This is a genomic window from Shewanella avicenniae (assembly GCF_017354945.1).
GTDB classification, from domain to species: domain Bacteria; phylum Pseudomonadota; class Gammaproteobacteria; order Enterobacterales; family Shewanellaceae; genus Shewanella; species Shewanella avicenniae.
Genome location: NZ_CP071503.1, coordinates 3,096,186 through 3,115,820, shown reverse-complemented (window position 1 = coordinate 3,115,820; position 19,635 = coordinate 3,096,186). Strand labels below are relative to the sequence as shown.

Here is a 19,635-nt window from a genome sequence, read left to right as displayed (position 1 = left end):
GATGAATCCCTTCGTTATTACAGTCTCCTTACTGCTCTGCAGTAATGTGTTTATGACCTTTGCTTGGTATGCCCATCTCAAAGAACTGAACAATAAATTTTGGCTGATAGCCGCGCTCGCAAGCTGGGGAATTGCCCTGTTTGAGTACCTGTTACAGGTGCCGGCTAATCGCATTGGCTTTACCGTGATGAGTGTCGGGCAGTTAAAGATTTTGCAAGAAGTGATCACCTTGATGGTGTTTGTGCCGTTCTCGCTGTTTTATCTCAAAGAACCATTAAAGCTGGACTATCTCTGGGCGGGTTTGTGTTTGGTTGGCGCGGTGTATTTCGTATTTCGTAGTAAATTAAATTAATTGAAGCTTAATAAAAGCATAAGATTACTGAGACATTTTAACCCCTGAGCCGCATTCTATTGAGACAACCGCACAAAAATGCAAATTTCAGTAAATTTGTCCGGTTAGCTACTAGCTCAGGCGCGAGATTATTTATATATTATCGCAATTGAAAACTATTCTCATAATCATTTATGTCTAAGAAATGGATTCAACGCATTAGCTTTCGTCTTCACCAGTGGTTGGGTTTAGCAAGCGCATTGGTGCTGTTGATTGTGGGCTTCACCGGTGGCTTATTGGCACTCGAAGACCAAATTACGGCGGCTTGGCCAACTGAAAAAGTGACCCCACAAACCCGCATTTTAGCCCCCGCAGCACTGTTGCCCGCGGTTACGTTGCCGGGCAAAAAGCTCGAGCGTATTTATCTTGCACCTGAAGCCGATGAGCCGGGAAAGGCGTTATATCGCGATGAGGAAAGTAAGCAGCGCGAATGGCGTATTTTCAATCCTTATACCGGCCAGATCCTCGGTAATCGTCCCGCAATCAGCGAATTCTTTGGCGATGTTATGGCATTGCATCGTTGGTTGCTGATGCCGAATTCTATCGGCAGTCTGTTCACGGGGACCTCAGCGGTGATGGCAATTATCTTTTTGATTGCTGGGCTGATTCGTCGCGCACCGGACAACTGGCGCAACGTGAAAGATTGGCTGGTATGGAAAAAGGGCAGCAGTGGCCGTCACTTGTTATGGCAATGGCATGCGCTGCTGGGCACTTGGTTCTTTATTCCAATTTTCATCATGGCGCTTACCGGCCCTTGGTTCGCCTTTGATTGGTATCGCGATGGTGTGCGCAGCATGCTGGAAACCCCAAAAGAGCGTGTGGCACAGAAAAGTAGCAGTACTGAGGTCAATCTCGATGCGGTTGGCGCGACTTTACAAAGCGAGTTGCCCAATGGTCAGTTTGCACGATTGTATATGCCGCGTCGTCCGGGAGATGCACTCAATGTGCGTTACTTAGCGCCCGATGCCCCGCATCCACAAGCCTATTCCAGCTTGAGCCTCGATTTGGCCACGGGCAAGTTGCTGAGTCAGCAGCATTACGATGAGTTATCCGGTGGCGACTTCATTTTGGCCAATATCTACGCCTTCCATACCGGTTTGTTCTTCGGTTTACCGGGACGAATAATCTGGTCACTCGCAGGTTTTGCCTTTGGCTCATTTGCGATTACCGGTATCTGGTTGTTCTTTAATCGTCGAGCTCGACCAAAAGAGTCGGTCAGTGGTCATGCCGACACCCTGATTGCTTATGCCAGTCAAAGTGGTACTGCCGCGGCTTATGGCAAACGCTTGCAAGCCTGGTTTGAGCAACAGCAGTTGTCGACTCATCTGCGCTGTGTGAGCAAATTGCAGCCCGAAGAACTCAGTGAATATCGCCAAGTGTTACTGCTTGCCTCGACTTATGGTGAAGGGCAGCCGCCCGATACCGCATTAGCATTCCAACAACGGTTGGCGCAAGCCAATACTGCCTTGCATAACGTGCAAGTTGCTGTGCTTGCCTTTGGTGATAGCCAATATCAACAGTTTTGTGCCTTTGGCCACTGGTTGTCACGGCGGCTACAAGAGCTCGGTGCCGTGCAGTTGATCCCGCTGACTGAGGTCGATCGCGGTGCGGAACATACCATTAGCCAATGGAATCAATCATTGGCGGAGCGACTGCAACTCAGTTTAGATAAACTCGACAGTGGTTTTGTGGAAGCGCACGTGGTTGAGCATCGCTGCTTGAATCCAGACAGTGGCCGCGAAGTGTATGACATCGAACTGCAATTGACGGGCGAATGGCAGGCAGGCGATCTGCTGGAGTTGATGCCAATCGTCAGCGAATCGGTCAGCCGCGAGTACCTTAATCTGCTTGGATTTACCGGGGATGAACCGGTGGAGCTGGCGGATAAAACTTTGTCGTTATGGCGGGTGCAGGCGCTCACCAAAGAGTTTGGGACGGATGCCATCAGTACGACCCAATACTTGCAACAAACGCCAGACCTCGCGGTGCGCAGTTACTCGATTGCCAGTGCTGGAACGGCACCGCATGTGCGGCTGATGGTGCGTAAAGTTACCCTTGAGGATGGCCGATTCGGACGTGCTTCAGGGCTGTTAGCCCATGCCAAACTGGGCGATAAACTCAGTGTGCGCCTAAAACCGCATCAAGGGTTCCGTTTGCCAGAGCAAGATCTGCCGCTGATCATGATTGGCGCAGGCACTGGATTAGCGCCGTATTTGGGCTTTTTACAACAGCGTCAACACGTGAAACACGGCAGCGATACTTGGTTGTTGTTTGGTGAGCGCTATGCTGATAGTGATGCCTACTACCGCGATGAACTGGCGCAATATTTAGCTAACGGTAGTTTAACCAAGTTGGATTGTGCTTGGAGCCGCAGCCACAACGCCGATGACCAAGGCCAATATGTTCAGCAGTTGCTGGCACCACAACAGCCATTACTGGTCGATTATCTGGCCAACGGTGCGCATATTTACGTTTGCGGGAGTATCGAAGGAATTGGCGTTGGTGTGCATCAAGCTTTGCTCAGTTTGCTCGGTGCGGAGCAAGTGAATCAATTGCTGGAGCAAGGTCGTTATCACCGCGATCTGTATTAGTTAGGAATCTGATAGTAAGTAAAAGACCAGCAAATTTGCTGGTCTTTTGACTTCTAAAGGCCGCTTTCAATCGACAGGACTATTCTTTCTGCGCGTTAATGTGCGGGCTTCTGCAATAAGCGCACTAACCAATTATCCATTAACTGTTGCGCCGTGGAGGTTGGTTGCAAAATCGATGCGTGAGTGGCGCTCAGTTGATGTTGCTCAAACTTAAGTCCAGTGAGTTTGGCCGGCCAATCATTGCCAATTACGCCATCATTATCAGCAGTGAACAAAATGGTGGGGCGCTGCCAGTTGTGCAAAATATTGCGAATATCAGTATCGGCTTTGCCCAAGCGCAAGATTTTCAATGCTTGTTCACTGCCGGCATCGATACTGCTATCCGGTATCAACTGACTCAAAACGGGGTGAAATGCGTACGCCGCGCTTTTACTGGCTTCTGGTAAAGGGCTGGTTGGCGCAATTAATACTAACGCGTTGGCATCGATATCGGCAGCAAGATAGCTGGCAGCAATTGCGCCCATCGAATGACCAACGACGATCCAAGGTCTAGGTGGATTCAACTGTTGTAGCCAAGGTTTAAGGTAGTGATTATCGCGCACGCCATAACTGAACTCGCTGACGCTGGTGCTGCCGTGGGCGGGCATGTCGGGGATGAGCGTGTTAAATCCGCGACTTTGAAAATATAGCCCCCAAGGCATCATCCAGGTCCAATTGGCAGAGTAACCATGCAATAAAATCACTGTGCCTTGCATCTGACGCTGTTGTTGCACAATGCTGTCTGGCTTCGATTGCGCGTTGAGTGCAAGCGTCAGTTCGAAGCTGCGCGCGGGGTCTGTGTCTGTCCAAGGTTGTCCCGCCACATAATGAATACACGGATTGGCGCAGTCGTTATGGGGCGTTAACAACATGGCGTCCATAAAGCTTGCGGCGTTCGCCATTTCGCTGGAGGCGCGAGTAGGATGGACAATCTGGTTTGCCACATATTGGGCGCAGCCGCCGAGGCTAATGCTCAATAGCAAGATCAAAATAGACAGAGAAATACGGCGTTGCACAGCAGTACCTTAACAGCCAAAGCAGGAATAATCTCCATGTTGCCAGCGGCGATAGTCGCGATGCAAGCAGCAAAATCGTATCAAGCTTTGTTCGCAAGGTGAAACAGTATCATCTGCAACACGAAGGATTTTCATCATATTCGAGGCTGGGATTGTGACGCAGAGCAGAGTAGAATACGCGCAACCCTACCTACTAGATATTATCCAGCTGGAGTATCCGATGCTGAAGAAAAGTATGAACATTGCTGATTATGATCCTGAATTGAAGAAGGCGATTGAAGACGAAACTCGCCGTCAGGAAGAACATATCGAGCTGATTGCTTCTGAAAACTACACTAGCCCACGCGTCATGGAAGCGCAGGGTTCACAGTTAACCAACAAGTACGCGGAAGGATACCCAGGCAAACGTTACTATGGTGGTTGTGAGTATGTTGACGTAGTAGAAACGCTGGCAATTGAACGTGCTAAAGAGCTGTTTGGCGCAACATATGCTAACGTGCAACCGCACTCAGGTTCACAAGCAAACAGCGCGGTTTACATGGCGTTGTTGCAAGCTGGTGACACAGTTCTGGGGATGAACCTTGCTCACGGCGGTCACTTGACTCACGGTTCACCAGTAAACTTCTCTGGCAAGCTGTACAACATTATCCCTTACGGTGTGGATGACGAAGGCAAAATCGACTACGTCGAGCTGGAATCTCTGGCGCTGGAACACAAACCTAAGATGATCATCGGCGGTTTCTCTGCGTATTCAGGCATTGTTGACTGGGCTAAACTGCGCGAAATTGCAGACAAAATCGGCGCATACCTGTTCGTGGATATGGCGCACGTTGCTGGTTTGGTGGCTGCGGGTGTTTATCCTAACCCAGTACCACATGCACACGTAGTGACCACCACTACCCACAAAACTCTGGCAGGCCCACGTGGCGGTTTAATCATCTCTGCGGCTGATGATGAAGACCTGTACAAGAAACTGAACTCTGCGGTATTCCCAGGTGGCCAAGGTGGCCCATTGATGCACGTTATCGCGGGTAAAGCGGTAGCCTTTAAAGAAGCGCTGGAACCAGAATTCAAAGCTTACCAACAACAAGTCGTTGTGAACGCGAAAGCGATGGTCAAAGTGTTCTTAGAACGCGGTTACAAAATCGTATCTGGCGGCACTGAAAACCACCTGATGCTGGTGGACTTGATCGGCCGTGAACTGACCGGTAAAGAAGCCGATGCGGCACTGGGTGCAGCGAACATCACAGTTAACAAAAACTCAGTACCTAACGACCCACGTTCACCATTTGTGACTTCAGGTATTCGTATCGGTACCCCTTCAATTACTCGTCGTGGCTTCAAAGAAGCAGAAAGCGAGCAATTGACTCACTGGATCTGTGACGTATTGGACAACGCGCAAGACCAAGCGGTTATCGCTGACGTGAAAGCAAAAGTGCTGGAACTGTGCGCTCGCTTCCCTGTTTATGGTTAACCTTTATAGGTGAATGCGATAAACTCCCATGGCCGCTATAGTTAGCGGCCATTTTCGTTTGTATTGGACTGCAAACGAGCGCCATTCTTCAATCTCGCAGGAGACATTTCATGTATTGCCCATTTTGCAGTGCGACCGATACCAAAGTGATCGACTCTCGTCTGGTCGCCGAAGGCCATCAAGTACGCCGCCGTCGTGAATGTACGCAATGCCATGAGCGCTTTACCACCTTTGAAGGTGCCGAGTTGGTGATGCCACGGGTGATTAAACGCGATGGTTCGCGTCAGCCGTTTGATGAAGAAAAACTGCGCGGTGGTATGCTGCGGGCGGCAGAAAAGCGCCCAGTGTCTATCGACAGTATCGAAGAAGCAATCAACAAGATTAAATCGTCATTGCGCGCCACTGGTGAGCGCGAAGTGACCTCAGAGATGATCGGCAACCTGATGATGGATCAGCTGATCGAACTCGACAAAGTGGCCTACATCCGTTTTGCCTCGGTGTATCGTGCCTTTGAAGATGTGTCAGAATTTGGTGAAGCGATCGCCAAATTGCAGAAGAAATAATATGTGGTCAATGCTTGATCGCGCCATGATGGCGCGCGCAATTCAATTAGCGGCCAATGGCCGTTACACGACGCGGCCGAATCCTAATGTGGGCTGCGTGATTGTCAATGACGCCGGCGAGATTGTCGGCGAAGGTTGGCATCAACGCGCCGGTGGCCCGCATGCCGAAGTGCATGCACTGCGCATGGCCGGTGATAAAGCCTATGGTGCCACCGCTTACGTTACGCTTGAACCTTGCAGCCATTATGGTCGCACTCCACCATGTGCCAAGGCGCTGATTGATAACGGCTTAAAGCGGGTCGTCGCAGCGATGACCGACCCCAATCCACAAGTGGCTGGCCGTGGTTTGAATATGCTTCAAGACGCGGGGATTGAGGTGGCGAGTGGTTTACTCGAAGCGGAAGCGCGTGCGCTGAACCCTGGCTTTTTAAGCCGTATGGAGCGGCAACGCCCTTATGTGCGGGTGAAATTAGCCGCCAGCCTTGATGGCAAAACCGCACTTTCTAACGGTGAATCCAAGTGGATTACCGGCCCCGCTGCCCGCCGTGATGTTCAGCGCTTACGCACAATCAGCTGTGCGGTGATTACCGGAATCGGCTCAGTATTGGCGGATGACCCATCGATGAATGTGCGACATAGTGAACTCGGAGGCTTAGCGGAGAGCTTGAGCGAAAACGCACTGATTCAACCCTTGCGCGTAGTGGTGGATTCCAACTGCCGCATGCCGCTCAATGCCAAATTGCTGGGCATCGAATCGCCAGTGCTATTGGTGAGTTGCCAAGATTATGCTGAAGACTTTAAAGCGCAATTGCCCGCCCATGTTGCCTGTTTGCAGTTGCCCGCCGTCAATGGCCGGGTGGATTTAACCGCGTTGCTTGACCATCTGGGCGCGCAGCACAACCAAGTGCTGGTGGAAGCAGGCGCAACCCTGTGCGGCGCCTTTATTGAGGCAGGCTTGGCCGATGAGTTAGTGCTGTATCAAGCGCCAAAAATTCTCGGTGCTCACGGCCGCAATCTGCTTAATCTGCCGGATTATCAGCAGATGAGCGACATTCCGCAGTTAACCCTTAGCGACCGCCGCCAACTTGGCGCCGATACGCGCATGATTTTTAAAATAGGTGAGTAACCCATGTTTACCGGCATTATTGAATCTGTAGGCCACATTCGCGCGATTGAGCGTCGTGGTGATGATATTCGCCTCACCGTGGCGGTAGGTAAGCTGGATATGACCGACGTTAAACTCGGTGACAGTATCGCCACCAACGGCGTATGTTTGACCGTAGTTGCACAAACGGCTGACAGCTACACTGCTGATGTATCAGCCGAAACCGTTACGCTAACCGGCTTTGACACTTACCAAGTGGGCTGCGCGGTCAATCTGGAAAAAGCGGTCACGCCATCTACCCGTTTAGGCGGCCATTTGGTGAGTGGCCACATTGATGGTCAAGCCAAAGTGGTGGAAGTGCATCCACGTGGTAAAGCCACCGAATATTGGTTGGAAGCGCCAGCCGAGCTGTCACGCTATATTGCCCACAAAGGCTCGATTGCGATTGATGGTGTGAGCTTGACGGTGAACGAAGTACAAGGGCATCGTTTCCGCTTGACCATTGTGCCGCACACCTCTGGCGAAACCACCTTGCCACTGCTGCATGCGGGTGACTGTGTCAATTTGGAAGTCGATCAAATTGCCCGTTATCTGGAGCGTTTGATGCAAGCACCAGCGGCTGCGCCGACATCGGGCGGAGTGACTATGGAGTTGCTCGCAAAATCAGGATTTATCCGTTGATCAGACTCATGCTTTGAAGCATCCGCGCTGATCGCTAATTGAGAAACCGTTAAAATTTTAACTACTCAAATGAGTGGAAAACCAAGGTCGTATTATGGCGATTCATAGCATTGAAGAGATTGTAGAAGATATCCGTCAGGGCAAAATGGTCATTCTGATGGATGATGAAGACCGTGAGAATGAAGGCGATATCATTATCGCTGCCGATAAAATCACCCCTGAAGCGATTAACTTTATGGCGCGATATGGCCGTGGCCTTATCTGCCTCACGCTCACCAAAGAGCGTTGCCGCCAGCTAAGTTTGCCGCTGATGGTGCGTGATAACGGTTCTCCGTTTGCCACCAACTTTACTGTGTCAATTGAAGCGGCTGAAGGCGTCACCACCGGCATCAGTGCCGCAGACCGCTCTCGTACCGTACAAGCGGCGGTGATGAAAGATGCCAAGCCAACTGACATTGTGCAACCGGGGCATATCTTCCCGTTGGAAGCCCAGCCAGGTGGGGTATTGGTGCGTGCTGGCCACACTGAAGCGGGTTGTGACCTCGCGCGTTTGGCGGGCTTTGAGCCAGCTTCAGTTATCGTTGAAATCCTCAACGAAGATGGCACCATGGCGCGCCGTCCAGAGCTAGAAGTTTTTGCTGCCGAGCATGGCCTGAAAATTGGCACCATTGCCGATTTGATTGAATACCGCAATAACAACGAAACCACCGTGGTGCTGGAAGGCAAGTGTAAGCTGCCAACCCGTTTCGGTGAGTTTGAACTGCATACCTTCCGCGATACCGTCGATAACCAACTGCACTACGCCATGGTCAGTGGTGAGGTGAAGGATAACGTGTTGGTGAGGGTGCATCTGAAAAACACCTTCAACGATTTGCTGTTTTCTGAGCGTGATGAGTCACGTAGCTGGCCATTAGATAAAGCGATGGCCAAGATTAGCGCAGAAGGCGGCGTAATGTTGCTGCTGGGTAACGACGAGCCGAACGAAGATATCATCGCCAAAGTGAAAGCGTTTGAAGCTGAAGACAACGGCGAGTTAGTGCCAGTACAGAAGAAAGTGAAGACTTCTCAACGCGTGGGCGTGGGTTCGCAAATTCTAGCGTCACTGGGCGTTAAGCGGATGCGGTTGCTGAGTTCGCCAAAGCGTTACCACTCACTGGGCGGTTTTGGCCTAGAAGTTAGCGAATATATTGCCGACGAGTAGATACAAAATTAATTGACGATTTCGTCGATCATTTAGGGGGCTTAGGCGCATTTTGCGTGCTATCATAGCGCACAATTTTGTGCCCGGGCTGGGTGCATTAGCTTAATTGGGTAATAAAATGAACGTTGTTGAAGGTAATATCGAAGCGAAAAACGCCAAAGTAGCCATCGTCGTTTCCCGTTTCAATAGCTTTATCGTTGACAGTCTGCTGGACGGTGCCATCGACACGCTGAAGCGTTTCGGTCAAGTAAGCGATGAAAATATCACAGTAGTGCGTGTGCCAGGTGCATACGAACTGCCGTTAACTGCACGTCGCGTAGCGGCAAGCGGTAAATTTGACGGTATCATCGCGCTCGGCGCAGTGATCCGTGGCGGTACGCCGCATTTTGACTTTGTTGCTGGTGAATGTAACAAAGGTCTGGCGCAAGTGGCGTTGGAATTCGATACGCCAGTATCATTCGGTGTTTTGACCACTGATACCATCGAACAAGCCATCGACCGCGCTGGTGTTAAAGTAGGCAACAAAGGTGGCGAAGCCGCACTTGGTTTGCTAGAAATGATTAACGTGCTGAAAGCACTTGAAGAGCAACTGTAAGACAGGTATTTAATGAAGCCATCTGAACGCCGCAGAGCCCGCCGCTTAGCGGTACAAGCCATTTACTCTTGGCAAATGAGCGGGAACAATATTGCTGACGTTGAGCACGAGTTTCTGACAGAGCAAACTGTCGACGGTGTTGATATTCCATACTTCCGTGAAATCTTTGTGGGTGCAGCGACTAAACATGCTGAACTTGACCAGTTGGTCATTCCACACTTGGCATTGCGTCCTTTTGAAGACGTCGATCCCATTGAAAAAGCGATTTTGCGTTTGGCTGCGTTTGAGCTGACTTATCGCAAGGATACCCCTTGCAAAGTGGTGGTCAACGAAGCCATTGAGCTGGCAAAAGCGTTCGGCGCTGATGACAGCCACAAGTTTGTTAACGGTATTCTCGACAAACTGATTAAGTAACAAACAAAGCCAACAAAACGGTATCTGCGGATACCGTTTTTCATTGCAGCAGACCGTAAACGGTCAGGATTAGCATGAAAGAATTCCAACTGATTGACCACTTCTTCAATGGACGAGGACATCAGCGTAAGGATGTTAAGCTCGGCATTGGTGATGATTGCGCGTTAGTGCAACCCGCAGAGCATAAGTCTATTGCGATCTCTTGTGACACGTTGGTGGAAAACGTGCACTTTCTGCCCTCAATGCCCGCTCAAGCCCTAGGTTACAAAGCCCTTGCGGTGAACTTATCCGATTTGGCCGCGATGGGCGCTGAACCAGCGTGGATGACCTTAGCGTTAACCTTGCCTGAGGCTAATGATGTTTGGTTAGAGCAGTTCAGTAACGGCCTGTTTGAAGCCGCAGATTACTACATGATTTCCTTGGTGGGTGGCGATACAACCCGCGGCCCACGCTCCATCACTATCACAGTGAATGGTCAAATCCCTGAAGGGAAAGCGCTCACGCGTGGTGGTGCACGGCCCGGCGATTGGATCTATGTCACCGGCACCTTAGGTGATTCCGCCTTGGGGCTCGATATTCTGCTCGGCAATCATCAAGCGCGCGCTGAACATCGTGAATATCTTGTCGGCCGCCATTATCATCCGACACCGCGAGTGCTAGCGGGACAGTCGCTGCGTGGTATTGCCTCAAGTGCGATTGATCTGTCTGATGGTTTGTTCTCTGATATCAAGCACGTATTAAAAGCCTCCGATGTGGGCGCAATGATTGATGTAGAGAAATTGCCGTTGTCACAGGCGCTTCGTGACAGCGTTGATCACCACACGGCACTGAATTACGCGCTGTGCGGCGGTGAAGACTATGAGCTACTGTTTACCGTACCCGAAGCGCAGCGTGGAGCGTTGGATGTGGCCTTGAGTCATGCGGGCGTTAAATTTACTCAAATTGGTCAAATTCAGTCGAATCAAAAGCTTAAATTACAGTTGGCGGGTGCGGAATACACACCAACAGCAACAGGGTTTCAACATTTCTAAATGAAGTTTTTTGCAAAAAGTCCGGCGTTAGCGCCACTGAGTTTACGTAATCCCGTCCATTTCTTGGCGTTGGGTTTTGGCAGTGGTTTAGCAAAAATTGCGCCCGGCACCTTTGGTACCGCGGCAGCTATTCCAGTGGTGGTGTTGATGTCGCTACTGCCATCGCTTGGTTACTTTGTGGTGACCTTGTTAAGTTGCGTGGCGGGAATTTACATCTGCAGCAAGACTTCGCGTGATTTAGGCGTTCATGACCATAAAGCGATTGTGTGGGACGAAGTGGCCGGTTATATGATCACCATGTTTGCCGCCCCAATCAGTTGGCAATGGTTGTTAGCGGGCTTTGTACTGTTTCGCTTCTTCGACATCATTAAGCCGTGGCCAATCCGCTGGTTAGATCGTAATGTTGATGGCGGATTTGGGGTGATGGCGGATGATATTCTCGCCGGGGTATTTTCCTTCGTGTGTATGCAGGCGGCGATGCTCTACTTCCATTTGTAAAAGATTAAAATTTAAAATCAAAAACACCGGCGCATGCCGGTGTTTTGCTATCTACTACGAACGGATGAAGCGCTATACCAAGTAGACGGTGAGGGTACAGGCACCGTGAGCACCAATCACCAAGGCTTGTTCAATATCGGCCGTTTTTGATGGGCCAGAAATGAACACGCCATAGCCAGTGTCTTGCAGGTTGATCAGCTTCAACGCTTCATGCATGTTGGCCACGATGGTGTCGGCTTTAACAACCAAGTAGAGGTTTTCACAGATAAATGGCGCAATGCGAATGCCTGCACCTTGTTCTGTTACCCATACTGAACCGTTTTCTGCGACGGCCAGCTCACCTTGGATCACCGCATAGTTGATGTCGCGCAGCGCGTGCGGATCTTCGGGTGTTTCACGATTGCCGCTGACTTCAGCCACTTGTGAAATCACTTGATTGCCTTCCGCAACTAACGCAGCCACTTGCTGCTGTAACGCTTCAATGGCGTTGTCTTTGACTAAGCTACCACCTACGGCTTTAAGGCTGGCATCAAACTGGCCAACCAAATCGTCTAAGCGGGGTGCAATAGCCACTTTAGGCATCTCATGTTTGGCGATGGCTACGCTGTCGAGCGCGGCCAAAATTGCAGATTTACTCGACATCTTATTCGCTCCTGTTCTTGTTATACCAAGCTTCAAAGCTGGTTTTTGGGGCTTTTGGCAATTCACGATATTTGCCCCAAGCACCTGAAAACGGTTTCAGCATGGCGTTGGGTAAGTTACGTAAACTAAAGCGAGCCACGCTCATGGCGCAGTTAAATAGGGTGGCGCTGCCCATCACTTTGCCAACGATTGGCATGTAGCGATCTTTTCCATATGGCAGCGTGCCTTGCTCTGCTTTGAGGCGACGTTGGTAGGCGATGATTTTGTCGAGTGGTACTTTGGTTGGGCACACGTAGGTGCATGAACCACAGAGAGTACAGGCCCACGCGGTGGTGTTGGTGTTATCTTCCTGCGCGCCCACGGCAATGCCGATAGGACCAGGAATAAAGTAGTTGTAACTGTAACCGCCGCTGCGACGATACACAGGGCAGGTGTTGATGCAGCCACCGCAGCGAATACACTTCAGCGATTCCGCCAATAGCTTATCTTTCAGCGCCTTGGTGCGGCCATTATCAACGATGATAACGTGCATTTCGCCACCCGGTTTCGGGCCATGATAGAAGCTGCTGTACGTGGTAATCGGTTGGCCAATGGCGTTACGGGCGAGGGTACGCAGCAGCACGGAAGCCGCTTCCATGTTGGGCACCATCTTATCGATACCCATCGAGTGCAGCGTCAGGCTGGGCAGGTTGCCGCCCATGTCAGCGTTACCTTCGTTGGTACACACGACGATAGCGCCTTGGTCGGCAATCGCCATATTGACACCTGTCATGGCGGCATCGGCGCTGAGGAAGTGTTCGCGCAAATGCTGGCGAGCAGCACGGGTTAGATAGGTCGGGTCACTGGCGCCTTTTTCGGTGCCAATTTTTTCATGGAACAGTTCACCCACTTCCTCTTTTTTGAGGTGAATCGCCGGTACGACGATATGTGACGGTGGCTGCTTGTTGAGCTGAATAATGCGCTCGCCCAAGTCGGTATCAATCACTTCAATGCCGTGCTGTTCTAAGTACGGGTTGAGGTGGCACTCTTCAGTGAGCATCGACTTAGATTTCACCAGCTTTTTGACTTGGTGCTTGGCCAAAATCTCATGCACGATACGGTTGTGCTCGGCGCCATCTTTGGCCCAATGCACCTGAATACCTTGCTTAATACAGTTGGCTTCAAACTGCTCTAAATACTCGCCAAGGTGTGACAGGGTGTGTAGCTTGTACTCTGAGCCTAGCTCTCGCAGTTCTTCCCATTCTGGCAGCGAGCTGGCGGCGCGATCGCGTTTTTGCCGCAGCAGCCAAAGGGCTTTGGAATGCCAATCTACCCGCGCTTCATCGCGGCAGAAGATCTCGGCCTTTTCCGCATGGTTAGCGGTTGTTGTGGTTGCCATGATGCGCTCCTTAGATTGCTTCGTTGAGAATTTGCGCCAGATGACGCGTTTCAATCGGCAGCTGTAGACGGCGGATCATGCCGTCTAAGTGCATCAAGCAAGAAGGATCATAGCCGACAACATATTGGGCACCGGTGTTGGCGTGCGCGCTGGCTTTGTCTTTGCCCATTTTGGCTGAGACTGCGCCCTCGTCCATGGCGAAGGTACCACCAAAACCACAGCATTCATCATGCGGCTCTGGGTAAACCACTTCAATATTCGGTACTTTATTCAGCAAGGCTTCGAGCTTGTTGTAGCCCGGTGACATCAGTTCGCTGGCTTTGGCGAGGGTTAACATCCGCAGGCCGTGGCAGGACATCTGCATGCTGACTTTATGTGGAAATGGTCGAGTAAACTGCTCGACAGGTGCCACATCGTGGAGGAACTCAGTCAGTTCATAGAGCTTATTGATTACCGCTTGTGCTTCGGGCGAATCATCAAACTCGTGAAAGTTTTCTTTCGCAGCCACCAAGCAAGAGGCTGCTGGGCAAACAATGGCGTCACACTCAACGCCTTTAAAAGCGTTTAATAGTTTCAGCACAGTGCTGCGAGCTTCATTGAAACAACCTGAGTTAGTCATCGGCTGACCGCAACAGGTTTGTCCCTTAGGTAGAATCACTTGATGCCCCAATTTTTCCAACAATTCTAAGGTAGCAATTGCCACTTGAGGCATTAATTGATTCACCAAGCAGGGAATGAATAATGCAATTTTCATGGTTATTTCCTTAAGTGCTTTTACACGACAAGAAGCGTCTGTATTGCTGATGGCAGTGTGTTCACTGCTCGATTTTTTGAACGGTTTTAGCGCAATACGCTGTTGAATATAACCCTTTAAGTCCGTTTGCTAAAGTGCTTAATCAGTAAATGATTAAGCTGATTTTTGCATTTTTGGTAAGGTTGTAACATATTGAAATATAATGATTTAAATAAATAATATTGCGTGCTGTAAAATTGCAATTTGCATAAATGAAAAGAGGAGCCGAAGCTCCTCTTTTTATGCGGATTTTAGCGAGTGCACTCTTCCAGCAGGTAAGCTAGATGGCGATACGAAATGCCGCTGTGATGGCTTAAGCCAACTTCACACATGCGGTTAGCGTAGTAGCCTTCTTTGGCTTCTGCAGGCAGCAGTTTCTTGATGTTACGCAGCGCAGTTTCGTTGATTTCAGGCTTGTACAAACCTTTTTCACCGGCGTAACCACAACAGACAATGCCTTCAGGACGCACGATATTGCTTGAGCAGGCTGCCGCAATAGCTTCCATCTTCGGCTCAATGTGCATCTTACGAGCTGAACAGCCTAAGTGCAGCGCTACGGTAGATTTCTTCTTGATGGTGAGCTTTGGCATCACTTCATCGTGAATGAAATCCACTAAGTCGAGGATCTTGAACTCAGGGTTGCCTGTCAGAGTGCGATAAGTACATGACAACGCATCAATCACAATCGGGATTTGACCGTTATTAGAGATGTCACGCAGTACCCCAATCAGCTCATCACGTTTGCCATCGGCGTTTTTGAAGTCGCCTTTAGATTCCCACATCTGACCGCAGCACAGGCTACGAGTCTTCGGTGGAGTGATCACGTTAAAGCCAGCACGTTCTAATAATGCAACGGTCACATCTGGCAGGGTACGATCATCTGGGTCTTGTGGGGTCTTACCAAAGGTACGGCCGCCGCAAGCTGCAAAGTAAATCACGCTTGGTTGACCTGCCACAGGCGCAGAAGGTTGTGGCAAGTTACCGCCTTTTGGAAAATCTGGGTTCCAGTAAGGCACTTCACTTGAGATCATGCGGCCAGCTTTCATCAAGCCACCGGTGATGCTATCGCCCGTCACTTTGTGCAGTACGTTGAGGATATTAAATCCAGTTGCCAGTGCTTGGTTAACCGCGCCCCAGTTATTGGCTTGGAAATCGAGCACTTTTTGTTGGGTACTGGTGATATACGGTGTACGCAGTTTACGCACCAGATTGCCCATGCTGTTATCCACTGGACAGGCAATGGTACACAGCTGACAGGCGGCACAGGTATCCACTACATCGTATTTAGCCGCAGCACGCATCTTCTCTGCGCCTTCTTTGTCACCGCTGCTTTCCAAACGTGAGATTTCACGCAAGGTCGCAATACGTTGACGTGGCGTCAGGTTCAATGCTGAGGTAGGGCAAGTTTTTTCGCAGAAACCACATTCGATACAACGGTCAACAAAATCATCAACCACTGGACATGGTTTAATGTTTTTAATGTGGACGTTTTTATCGTCGTTGAGGATAACCCCGGGGTTGAGCAAGCCTTCTGGGTCGAATACTTGCTTGATGCTCTTCATCAGGGTGTAGGCATCAGTGCCCCATTCAGCTTCCACAAACGGTGCTACAGCGCGACCAGTACCGTGCTCAGCTTTCATTGAGCCGTCGTACTTGTTGATCACCATATCCGCCACGTCATCCATAAAGTTATGGAAACGGGTGATATCGTCTTGGGTCGCAAAGGTTGGGGTAATGATAAAGTGGAAGTTACCTGCCAACGCGTGGCCGTAAATTACCCCTTCATGATAACCATGTTTGTGGAACAGTTCGGTCAGATCATGGGCGGCGTTAGCCAAGTGTTCAACTTCAAAGGCCACGTCTTCAATGATCACTGACGTGCCTTTTGGACGTGCGCCACCAATGATCGGGAATAAGCCAGAACGCATCGCCCAGTATTTACCGTAAACCGCAGGGTCTTTACTGAAGGTGATAGGACGTTCAGTTTCCAAAAATGCTAATTTTTCAATCACATCTTTGGTGTAGCTTTCTAACGTAGCTTCATCATCTGAGCGGGATTCAATCAGCAGAATCGCTGAGCCTTCTGGCAGTGAACCGATCCAATCAGGCATGCCTGGCTTACCGGTTACCGCTTTAATCGATGCCCAGTCGAGCAGTTCAGCCGCAGCCACGCTTTCACCGATAATCGGTGGAATCGCGCGCGCAGCGTCTTCCATGTTGAAGAATACCGCCATGGCAGAGGCTTTGTACTTGGCTTCAATAACGGTGTGATAGGTCACTTCGTTCACAAAGGCCAAGGTGCCTTCAGCACCCACCATCAAGTGCTCGATGATATCGAATGGATCTTCAAAATCGACCAGCGCATTGAGGCTGTAACCTGTGGTGTTTTTAATGGCGTATTTTTTACGGATACGAGCAGCTAACGCTTCGTTGCCACGCGCCATTTCACCCAGTTGTTTCACTTGCTCGAGCAGGTTAGCGTGAGTTTCACGGAACACTGCTTTAGAGGCTTCATTGCCGGTATCTAACTCAGTGCCGTCGGCTAACACTAACTTCACCGACTTAACGGTTTGATAGCTGTTTTGTGCAGTACCACAGCACATGCCTGAGGCGTTGTTAGAATAGATACCACCGACCATAGCAGAGGTCAGCGTGGCGGGGTCTGGGCCGATTTTCTTGTTGAATTTTTTAAGTGCGGCGTTGGCATCACTACCAATAATCGCTGCGCCTAAGGTAATGGCTGAAGCATCCTCGTTGATATTCAAGGTGCGGAAACCATCAAAGCCCAACATCAATAAAATGCCTTCACCAATGGCTTGTCCTGACAAGCTGGTACCGGCGGCACGGAAGGTAACAGGAGCTTTGTGTTTTCTTGCTACAGCTAAGGTTTGTTTGACTTGATCCAGATTCTCAGCGTGCACCACCACTTCTGGCACTATACGAAAATAACTGGCGTCGGTAGACCAGGCAAAACGACGAACTGGATCATCACTAACTGCGCTTTCCCCCAGAGAATGACGCAAGTCCTGTACTACGGCTTGATAATTAATAGACATAATGCATCTCTTTATACATTGAACTCACTGAATTGGCGGAAACTACATTGGTTTCCGCTCACGCATTATTGTTCAGTCAGCTGTTAGTAACCGCCCCAAACGAAGGCGATAGTACCAGCCAGAAGTGCATAGCAGATTGCTACCGGCATAGTTTTACGGATGATTTCAGACTCGCGACCAGCCATACCTACCACGGTAGCCGCTGCCACAACGTTCATCACGCACAACATGTTACCGGCGTTAGCGCCCATGCCCTGAAGTGCAAGGAAGATGGTGTGATTGCCGCCGATATTTTCGGCAACACTGTACTGTAACCCAGAGAACATCATGTTAGAGAAGGTGGCACTACCTGACAGGAAGGCACCGAAGATACCTACGATAGGTGATACCCATTCCCATACTGAGCCCAGTGATGAGCCTAACATTTGTGCCAATGCGACTGGCATTGAAGACAGATCCGCATCGTTAGTCCCTGAGTTAAGGAAGATTTTAACCATAGGCACTGATGCGCCTAGTGAAATAATAGTTGGGATCATTGACTTACATGATACGCCAACAGACGTTTTAATCGCTTGAGCGTTCATTCTGAATAGGAAGAAGCCAAGGATACACACGGCGACGAAGAAAATACCCGGTGCGTAGAAGGTGGCAAAACTTGCTTTAAGGCTGGTGCCCATAATACCCGTGATGTTGATGTTAAAGCTGCTCAACCACGCTTTTAATGGGGTTACCACGCGTGACAATACCAACAGTGCCGCCATGATCAAATAAGGAGACCACGCTGCTAACTGAGAAAAACGCACTTCGGTATGCAGACCTGCATCGGCATTATTGTCATTCTCAGCAAAGTCGTTCCATGGTGTTTTAGGCAACAGCAGCCCTTTTTTCGCCACTGGGATCACAATCGCCATACCGATCAATGAACCGATAACCGATGGGAATTCAGGACCGGCGAAGTAGTTGATGGTCCAGGCTGGTACAGTGAAGGCTAAACCGGCGAACAGGGCAAATTTCCACACCGCCAAACCTTCTTTAAACGATTTGTTGCGACCAAAAAAGCCAGTCAACACTGCAACCATAACTAATGGGATCAATGAACCTGTAATCAAGTCCATAGTGATCATATGGTGAGCGATGAACTGCGCATAACCGTCGAAGCTACCGCCGTGAGCGTCAAAGTAGCTGCTGGCCATGCTGGTACCGTTTTGGATCAGACCTTGTTTCATACCAAAGGTAACTGGCAGACCAATCGCACCGAACGATACACAGACAGAGTCAGCAATCAGGGCAACAACTGCGGCAGCAACGGGTGGAATGCCCAGTAACACCAACAACGGTGCGCCGATTGCGGCAGGTGTACCGAAGCCAGCAGAACCTTCAATAAAGGCACCAAACAGCCAACAGATGATAATCACTTGCACCCGAGCGTCAGCACTGATGTTAGTGAAACCGGCGCGAATGGTGTCCATCGCACCTGAATATTTAAGCGTGTTGAGCAGGAATACTGCGCCAAAGATGATGGTCAGCGGAGTAATCGCTGACAACAAACCTTCGACCACAGATGCGGCAAGCATGTTAGTGTCCATGTGCCAAACAAAGACTGCTGCAAGTGCGGTAATCACTGCAGAAATCGGCATAGCTTTAGATGCTGGTAAGCGCAATAAAACCAGGAACAGCATGACGCTAATTACTGGGCTGAGACTTGCTATTAGTTGCAGAAAGGTCATTTTTGCCTCTTTTTGTTCATGTTGCTTTTTAGTTGTGATGTTTGCCGGCTTCCCCACATACAACTGCCGGTCATTTTTTTAATTCAGCATAATCTTTATCAATTCCGCTCACATCATCATGATCTGGATCATCTTGCTAGGGGGGAATTAAGGTAGTTTTAACCAATGAGAACTTAAGCGAAAACTGAAAAACAGCGAATGTGACATAAGTCTCATAAAATCTTGGCGAATAATTCTGTTATTGAATAGTTAGATGAATGCTCATGCTGCAAATCTATTTATTGGCATTATTAAGCTTGTTTTAGCAATAAAGTGATCTGTTTTTTTCATTCGTGATGCAAAGTTTGCCATCTATCACAAACCGCTAATGTGATATAGATCACCATGATTTGGCAAATGTTAAATTTGTAAATACTGAATAAGTAATATAATTAAGTAAA

Annotated in this window: 17 protein-coding genes; 11 read left to right on the top strand and 6 right to left on the bottom strand. The window is 49.7% G+C overall.

The window, feature by feature from the left end; all coding sequences use genetic code 11:
- The first annotated feature begins 1 nt into the window (after position 1).
- Both JYB87_RS13835 and JYB87_RS13830 read left to right on the top strand, forming a co-directional pair.
- Entirely contained in the window at positions 2 to 352 is a 351-nt protein-coding gene (locus JYB87_RS13835; protein ID WP_207354057.1) for a DMT family protein, read from the top strand.
- Between the two features lie 173 nt (positions 353 to 525).
- The gene (locus JYB87_RS13830; protein ID WP_207354056.1) at positions 526 to 2,982 is read left to right on the top strand and encodes a sulfite reductase flavoprotein subunit alpha; all 2,457 of its coding nucleotides are present in this window, start codon (positions 526 to 528) and stop codon (positions 2,980 to 2,982) included.
- Positions 2,983 to 3,077: 95 nt separating this feature from the next.
- Here the strand turns inward: JYB87_RS13830 and JYB87_RS13825 are convergent, their stop codons facing one another.
- Complete coding sequence (locus JYB87_RS13825) at positions 3,078 to 4,037, bottom strand: alpha/beta hydrolase (protein WP_207354055.1); 960 nt, start codon at positions 4,035 to 4,037, stop codon at positions 3,078 to 3,080.
- A gap of 220 nt (positions 4,038 to 4,257) precedes the next feature.
- Between JYB87_RS13825 and glyA the strand changes: the two genes are divergently transcribed.
- The 9 genes from glyA to JYB87_RS13780 all read left to right on the top strand — a co-directional run bounded on the left by glyA (position 4,258) and on the right by JYB87_RS13780 (position 11,599).
- A complete protein-coding gene (glyA, locus tag JYB87_RS13820) occupies positions 4,258 to 5,511 on the top strand; it encodes a serine hydroxymethyltransferase (RefSeq protein ID WP_207354054.1) in 1,254 nt (417 codons plus the stop codon).
- Between the two features lie 110 nt (positions 5,512 to 5,621).
- Positions 5,622 to 6,074: a transcriptional regulator NrdR gene (gene nrdR / locus JYB87_RS13815; RefSeq protein WP_207354053.1), complete on the top strand. Its 453-nt coding sequence runs from the start codon at positions 5,622 to 5,624 to the stop codon at positions 6,072 to 6,074.
- A gap of 1 nt (position 6,075) precedes the next feature.
- Positions 6,076 to 7,200, top strand: coding sequence for a bifunctional diaminohydroxyphosphoribosylaminopyrimidine deaminase/5-amino-6-(5-phosphoribosylamino)uracil reductase RibD (gene ribD, locus JYB87_RS13810; protein WP_207354052.1), 1,125 nt, complete (start codon positions 6,076 to 6,078; stop codon positions 7,198 to 7,200).
- Positions 7,201 to 7,203: 3 nt separating this feature from the next.
- Positions 7,204 to 7,860: a riboflavin synthase gene (locus tag JYB87_RS13805; RefSeq protein ID WP_207354051.1), complete on the top strand. Its 657-nt coding sequence runs from the start codon at positions 7,204 to 7,206 to the stop codon at positions 7,858 to 7,860.
- 94 nt (positions 7,861 to 7,954) lie between these two features.
- The gene (gene ribBA, locus JYB87_RS13800) at positions 7,955 to 9,061 is read left to right on the top strand and encodes a bifunctional 3,4-dihydroxy-2-butanone-4-phosphate synthase/GTP cyclohydrolase II (RefSeq protein ID WP_207354050.1); all 1,107 of its coding nucleotides are present in this window, start codon (positions 7,955 to 7,957) and stop codon (positions 9,059 to 9,061) included.
- Positions 9,062 to 9,179: 118 nt separating this feature from the next.
- The gene (ribH, locus tag JYB87_RS13795) at positions 9,180 to 9,656 is read left to right on the top strand and encodes a 6,7-dimethyl-8-ribityllumazine synthase (protein WP_207354049.1); all 477 of its coding nucleotides are present in this window, start codon (positions 9,180 to 9,182) and stop codon (positions 9,654 to 9,656) included.
- 12 nt (positions 9,657 to 9,668) lie between these two features.
- On the top strand, positions 9,669 to 10,070 hold the full coding sequence (gene nusB / locus JYB87_RS13790) for a transcription antitermination factor NusB (protein ID WP_207354048.1): 402 nt from the start codon (positions 9,669 to 9,671) through the stop codon (positions 10,068 to 10,070).
- Positions 10,071 to 10,144: 74 nt separating this feature from the next.
- A complete protein-coding gene (gene thiL, locus JYB87_RS13785) occupies positions 10,145 to 11,101 on the top strand; it encodes a thiamine-phosphate kinase (RefSeq protein WP_207354047.1) in 957 nt (318 codons plus the stop codon).
- A complete protein-coding gene (locus JYB87_RS13780; protein ID WP_207354046.1) occupies positions 11,102 to 11,599 on the top strand; it encodes a phosphatidylglycerophosphatase A family protein in 498 nt (165 codons plus the stop codon).
- Positions 11,600 to 11,671: 72 nt separating this feature from the next.
- On the opposite strand, the gene JYB87_RS13775 is transcribed toward JYB87_RS13780, so the two are convergent.
- The 5 genes from JYB87_RS13775 to JYB87_RS13755 form a co-directional block, all read right to left on the bottom strand.
- Positions 11,672 to 12,241, bottom strand: a complete 570-nt coding sequence (locus tag JYB87_RS13775) for a LutC/YkgG family protein (RefSeq protein WP_207354045.1) — start codon at positions 12,239 to 12,241, stop codon at positions 11,672 to 11,674.
- Position 12,242: 1 nt separating this feature from the next.
- Positions 12,243 to 13,619 carry a lactate utilization protein B gene (locus JYB87_RS13770; protein WP_207354044.1) on the bottom strand — a complete coding sequence of 459 codons (1,377 nt, stop codon included), beginning with the start codon at positions 13,617 to 13,619 and terminating at the stop codon, positions 12,243 to 12,245.
- Between the two features lie 10 nt (positions 13,620 to 13,629).
- The gene (locus JYB87_RS13765) at positions 13,630 to 14,373 is read right to left on the bottom strand and encodes a (Fe-S)-binding protein (RefSeq protein ID WP_207354043.1); all 744 of its coding nucleotides are present in this window, start codon (positions 14,371 to 14,373) and stop codon (positions 13,630 to 13,632) included.
- A 290-nt stretch (positions 14,374 to 14,663) separates the two neighbouring features.
- A complete protein-coding gene (locus JYB87_RS13760) occupies positions 14,664 to 17,468 on the bottom strand; it encodes an FAD-binding and (Fe-S)-binding domain-containing protein (protein WP_207354042.1) in 2,805 nt (934 codons plus the stop codon).
- An 83-nt stretch (positions 17,469 to 17,551) separates the two neighbouring features.
- Positions 17,552 to 19,195 (bottom strand): L-lactate permease, encoded by a 1,644-nt coding sequence (locus JYB87_RS13755; protein ID WP_207354041.1) that lies wholly within the window; start codon positions 19,193 to 19,195, stop codon positions 17,552 to 17,554.
- Positions 19,196 to 19,635: the final 440 nt, after the last annotated feature.

Bases quoted from the DNA above. Each gene is read 5' to 3' on its own strand.
- ribH (WP_207354049.1), top strand. From the start codon at position 9,180: ATGAACGTTGTTGAAGGTAATATCGAAGCGAAAAACGCCAAAGTAGCC.
- ribD (WP_207354052.1), top strand. From the start codon at position 6,076: ATGTGGTCAATGCTTGATCGCGCCATGATGGCGCGCGCAATTCAATTA.
- nrdR (WP_207354053.1), top strand. From the start codon at position 5,622: ATGTATTGCCCATTTTGCAGTGCGACCGATACCAAAGTGATCGACTCT.
- JYB87_RS13775 (WP_207354045.1), bottom strand. From the start codon at position 12,241: ATGTCGAGTAAATCTGCAATTTTGGCCGCGCTCGACAGCGTAGCCATC.
- JYB87_RS13805 (WP_207354051.1), top strand. From the start codon at position 7,204: ATGTTTACCGGCATTATTGAATCTGTAGGCCACATTCGCGCGATTGAG.
- JYB87_RS13770 (WP_207354044.1), bottom strand. From the start codon at position 13,619: ATGGCAACCACAACAACCGCTAACCATGCGGAAAAGGCCGAGATCTTC.
- ribBA (WP_207354050.1), top strand. From the start codon at position 7,955: ATGGCGATTCATAGCATTGAAGAGATTGTAGAAGATATCCGTCAGGGC.
- glyA (WP_207354054.1), top strand. From the start codon at position 4,258: ATGCTGAAGAAAAGTATGAACATTGCTGATTATGATCCTGAATTGAAG.
- JYB87_RS13760 (WP_207354042.1), bottom strand. From the start codon at position 17,468: ATGTCTATTAATTATCAAGCCGTAGTACAGGACTTGCGTCATTCTCTG.
- thiL (WP_207354047.1), top strand. From the start codon at position 10,145: ATGAAAGAATTCCAACTGATTGACCACTTCTTCAATGGACGAGGACAT.
- JYB87_RS13830 (WP_207354056.1), top strand. From the start codon at position 526: ATGTCTAAGAAATGGATTCAACGCATTAGCTTTCGTCTTCACCAGTGG.
- nusB (WP_207354048.1), top strand. From the start codon at position 9,669: ATGAAGCCATCTGAACGCCGCAGAGCCCGCCGCTTAGCGGTACAAGCC.
- JYB87_RS13780 (WP_207354046.1), top strand. From the start codon at position 11,102: ATGAAGTTTTTTGCAAAAAGTCCGGCGTTAGCGCCACTGAGTTTACGT.
- JYB87_RS13835 (WP_207354057.1), top strand. From the start codon at position 2: ATGAATCCCTTCGTTATTACAGTCTCCTTACTGCTCTGCAGTAATGTG.
- JYB87_RS13755 (WP_207354041.1), bottom strand. From the start codon at position 19,195: ATGACCTTTCTGCAACTAATAGCAAGTCTCAGCCCAGTAATTAGCGTC.
- JYB87_RS13765 (WP_207354043.1), bottom strand. From the start codon at position 14,373: ATGAAAATTGCATTATTCATTCCCTGCTTGGTGAATCAATTAATGCCT.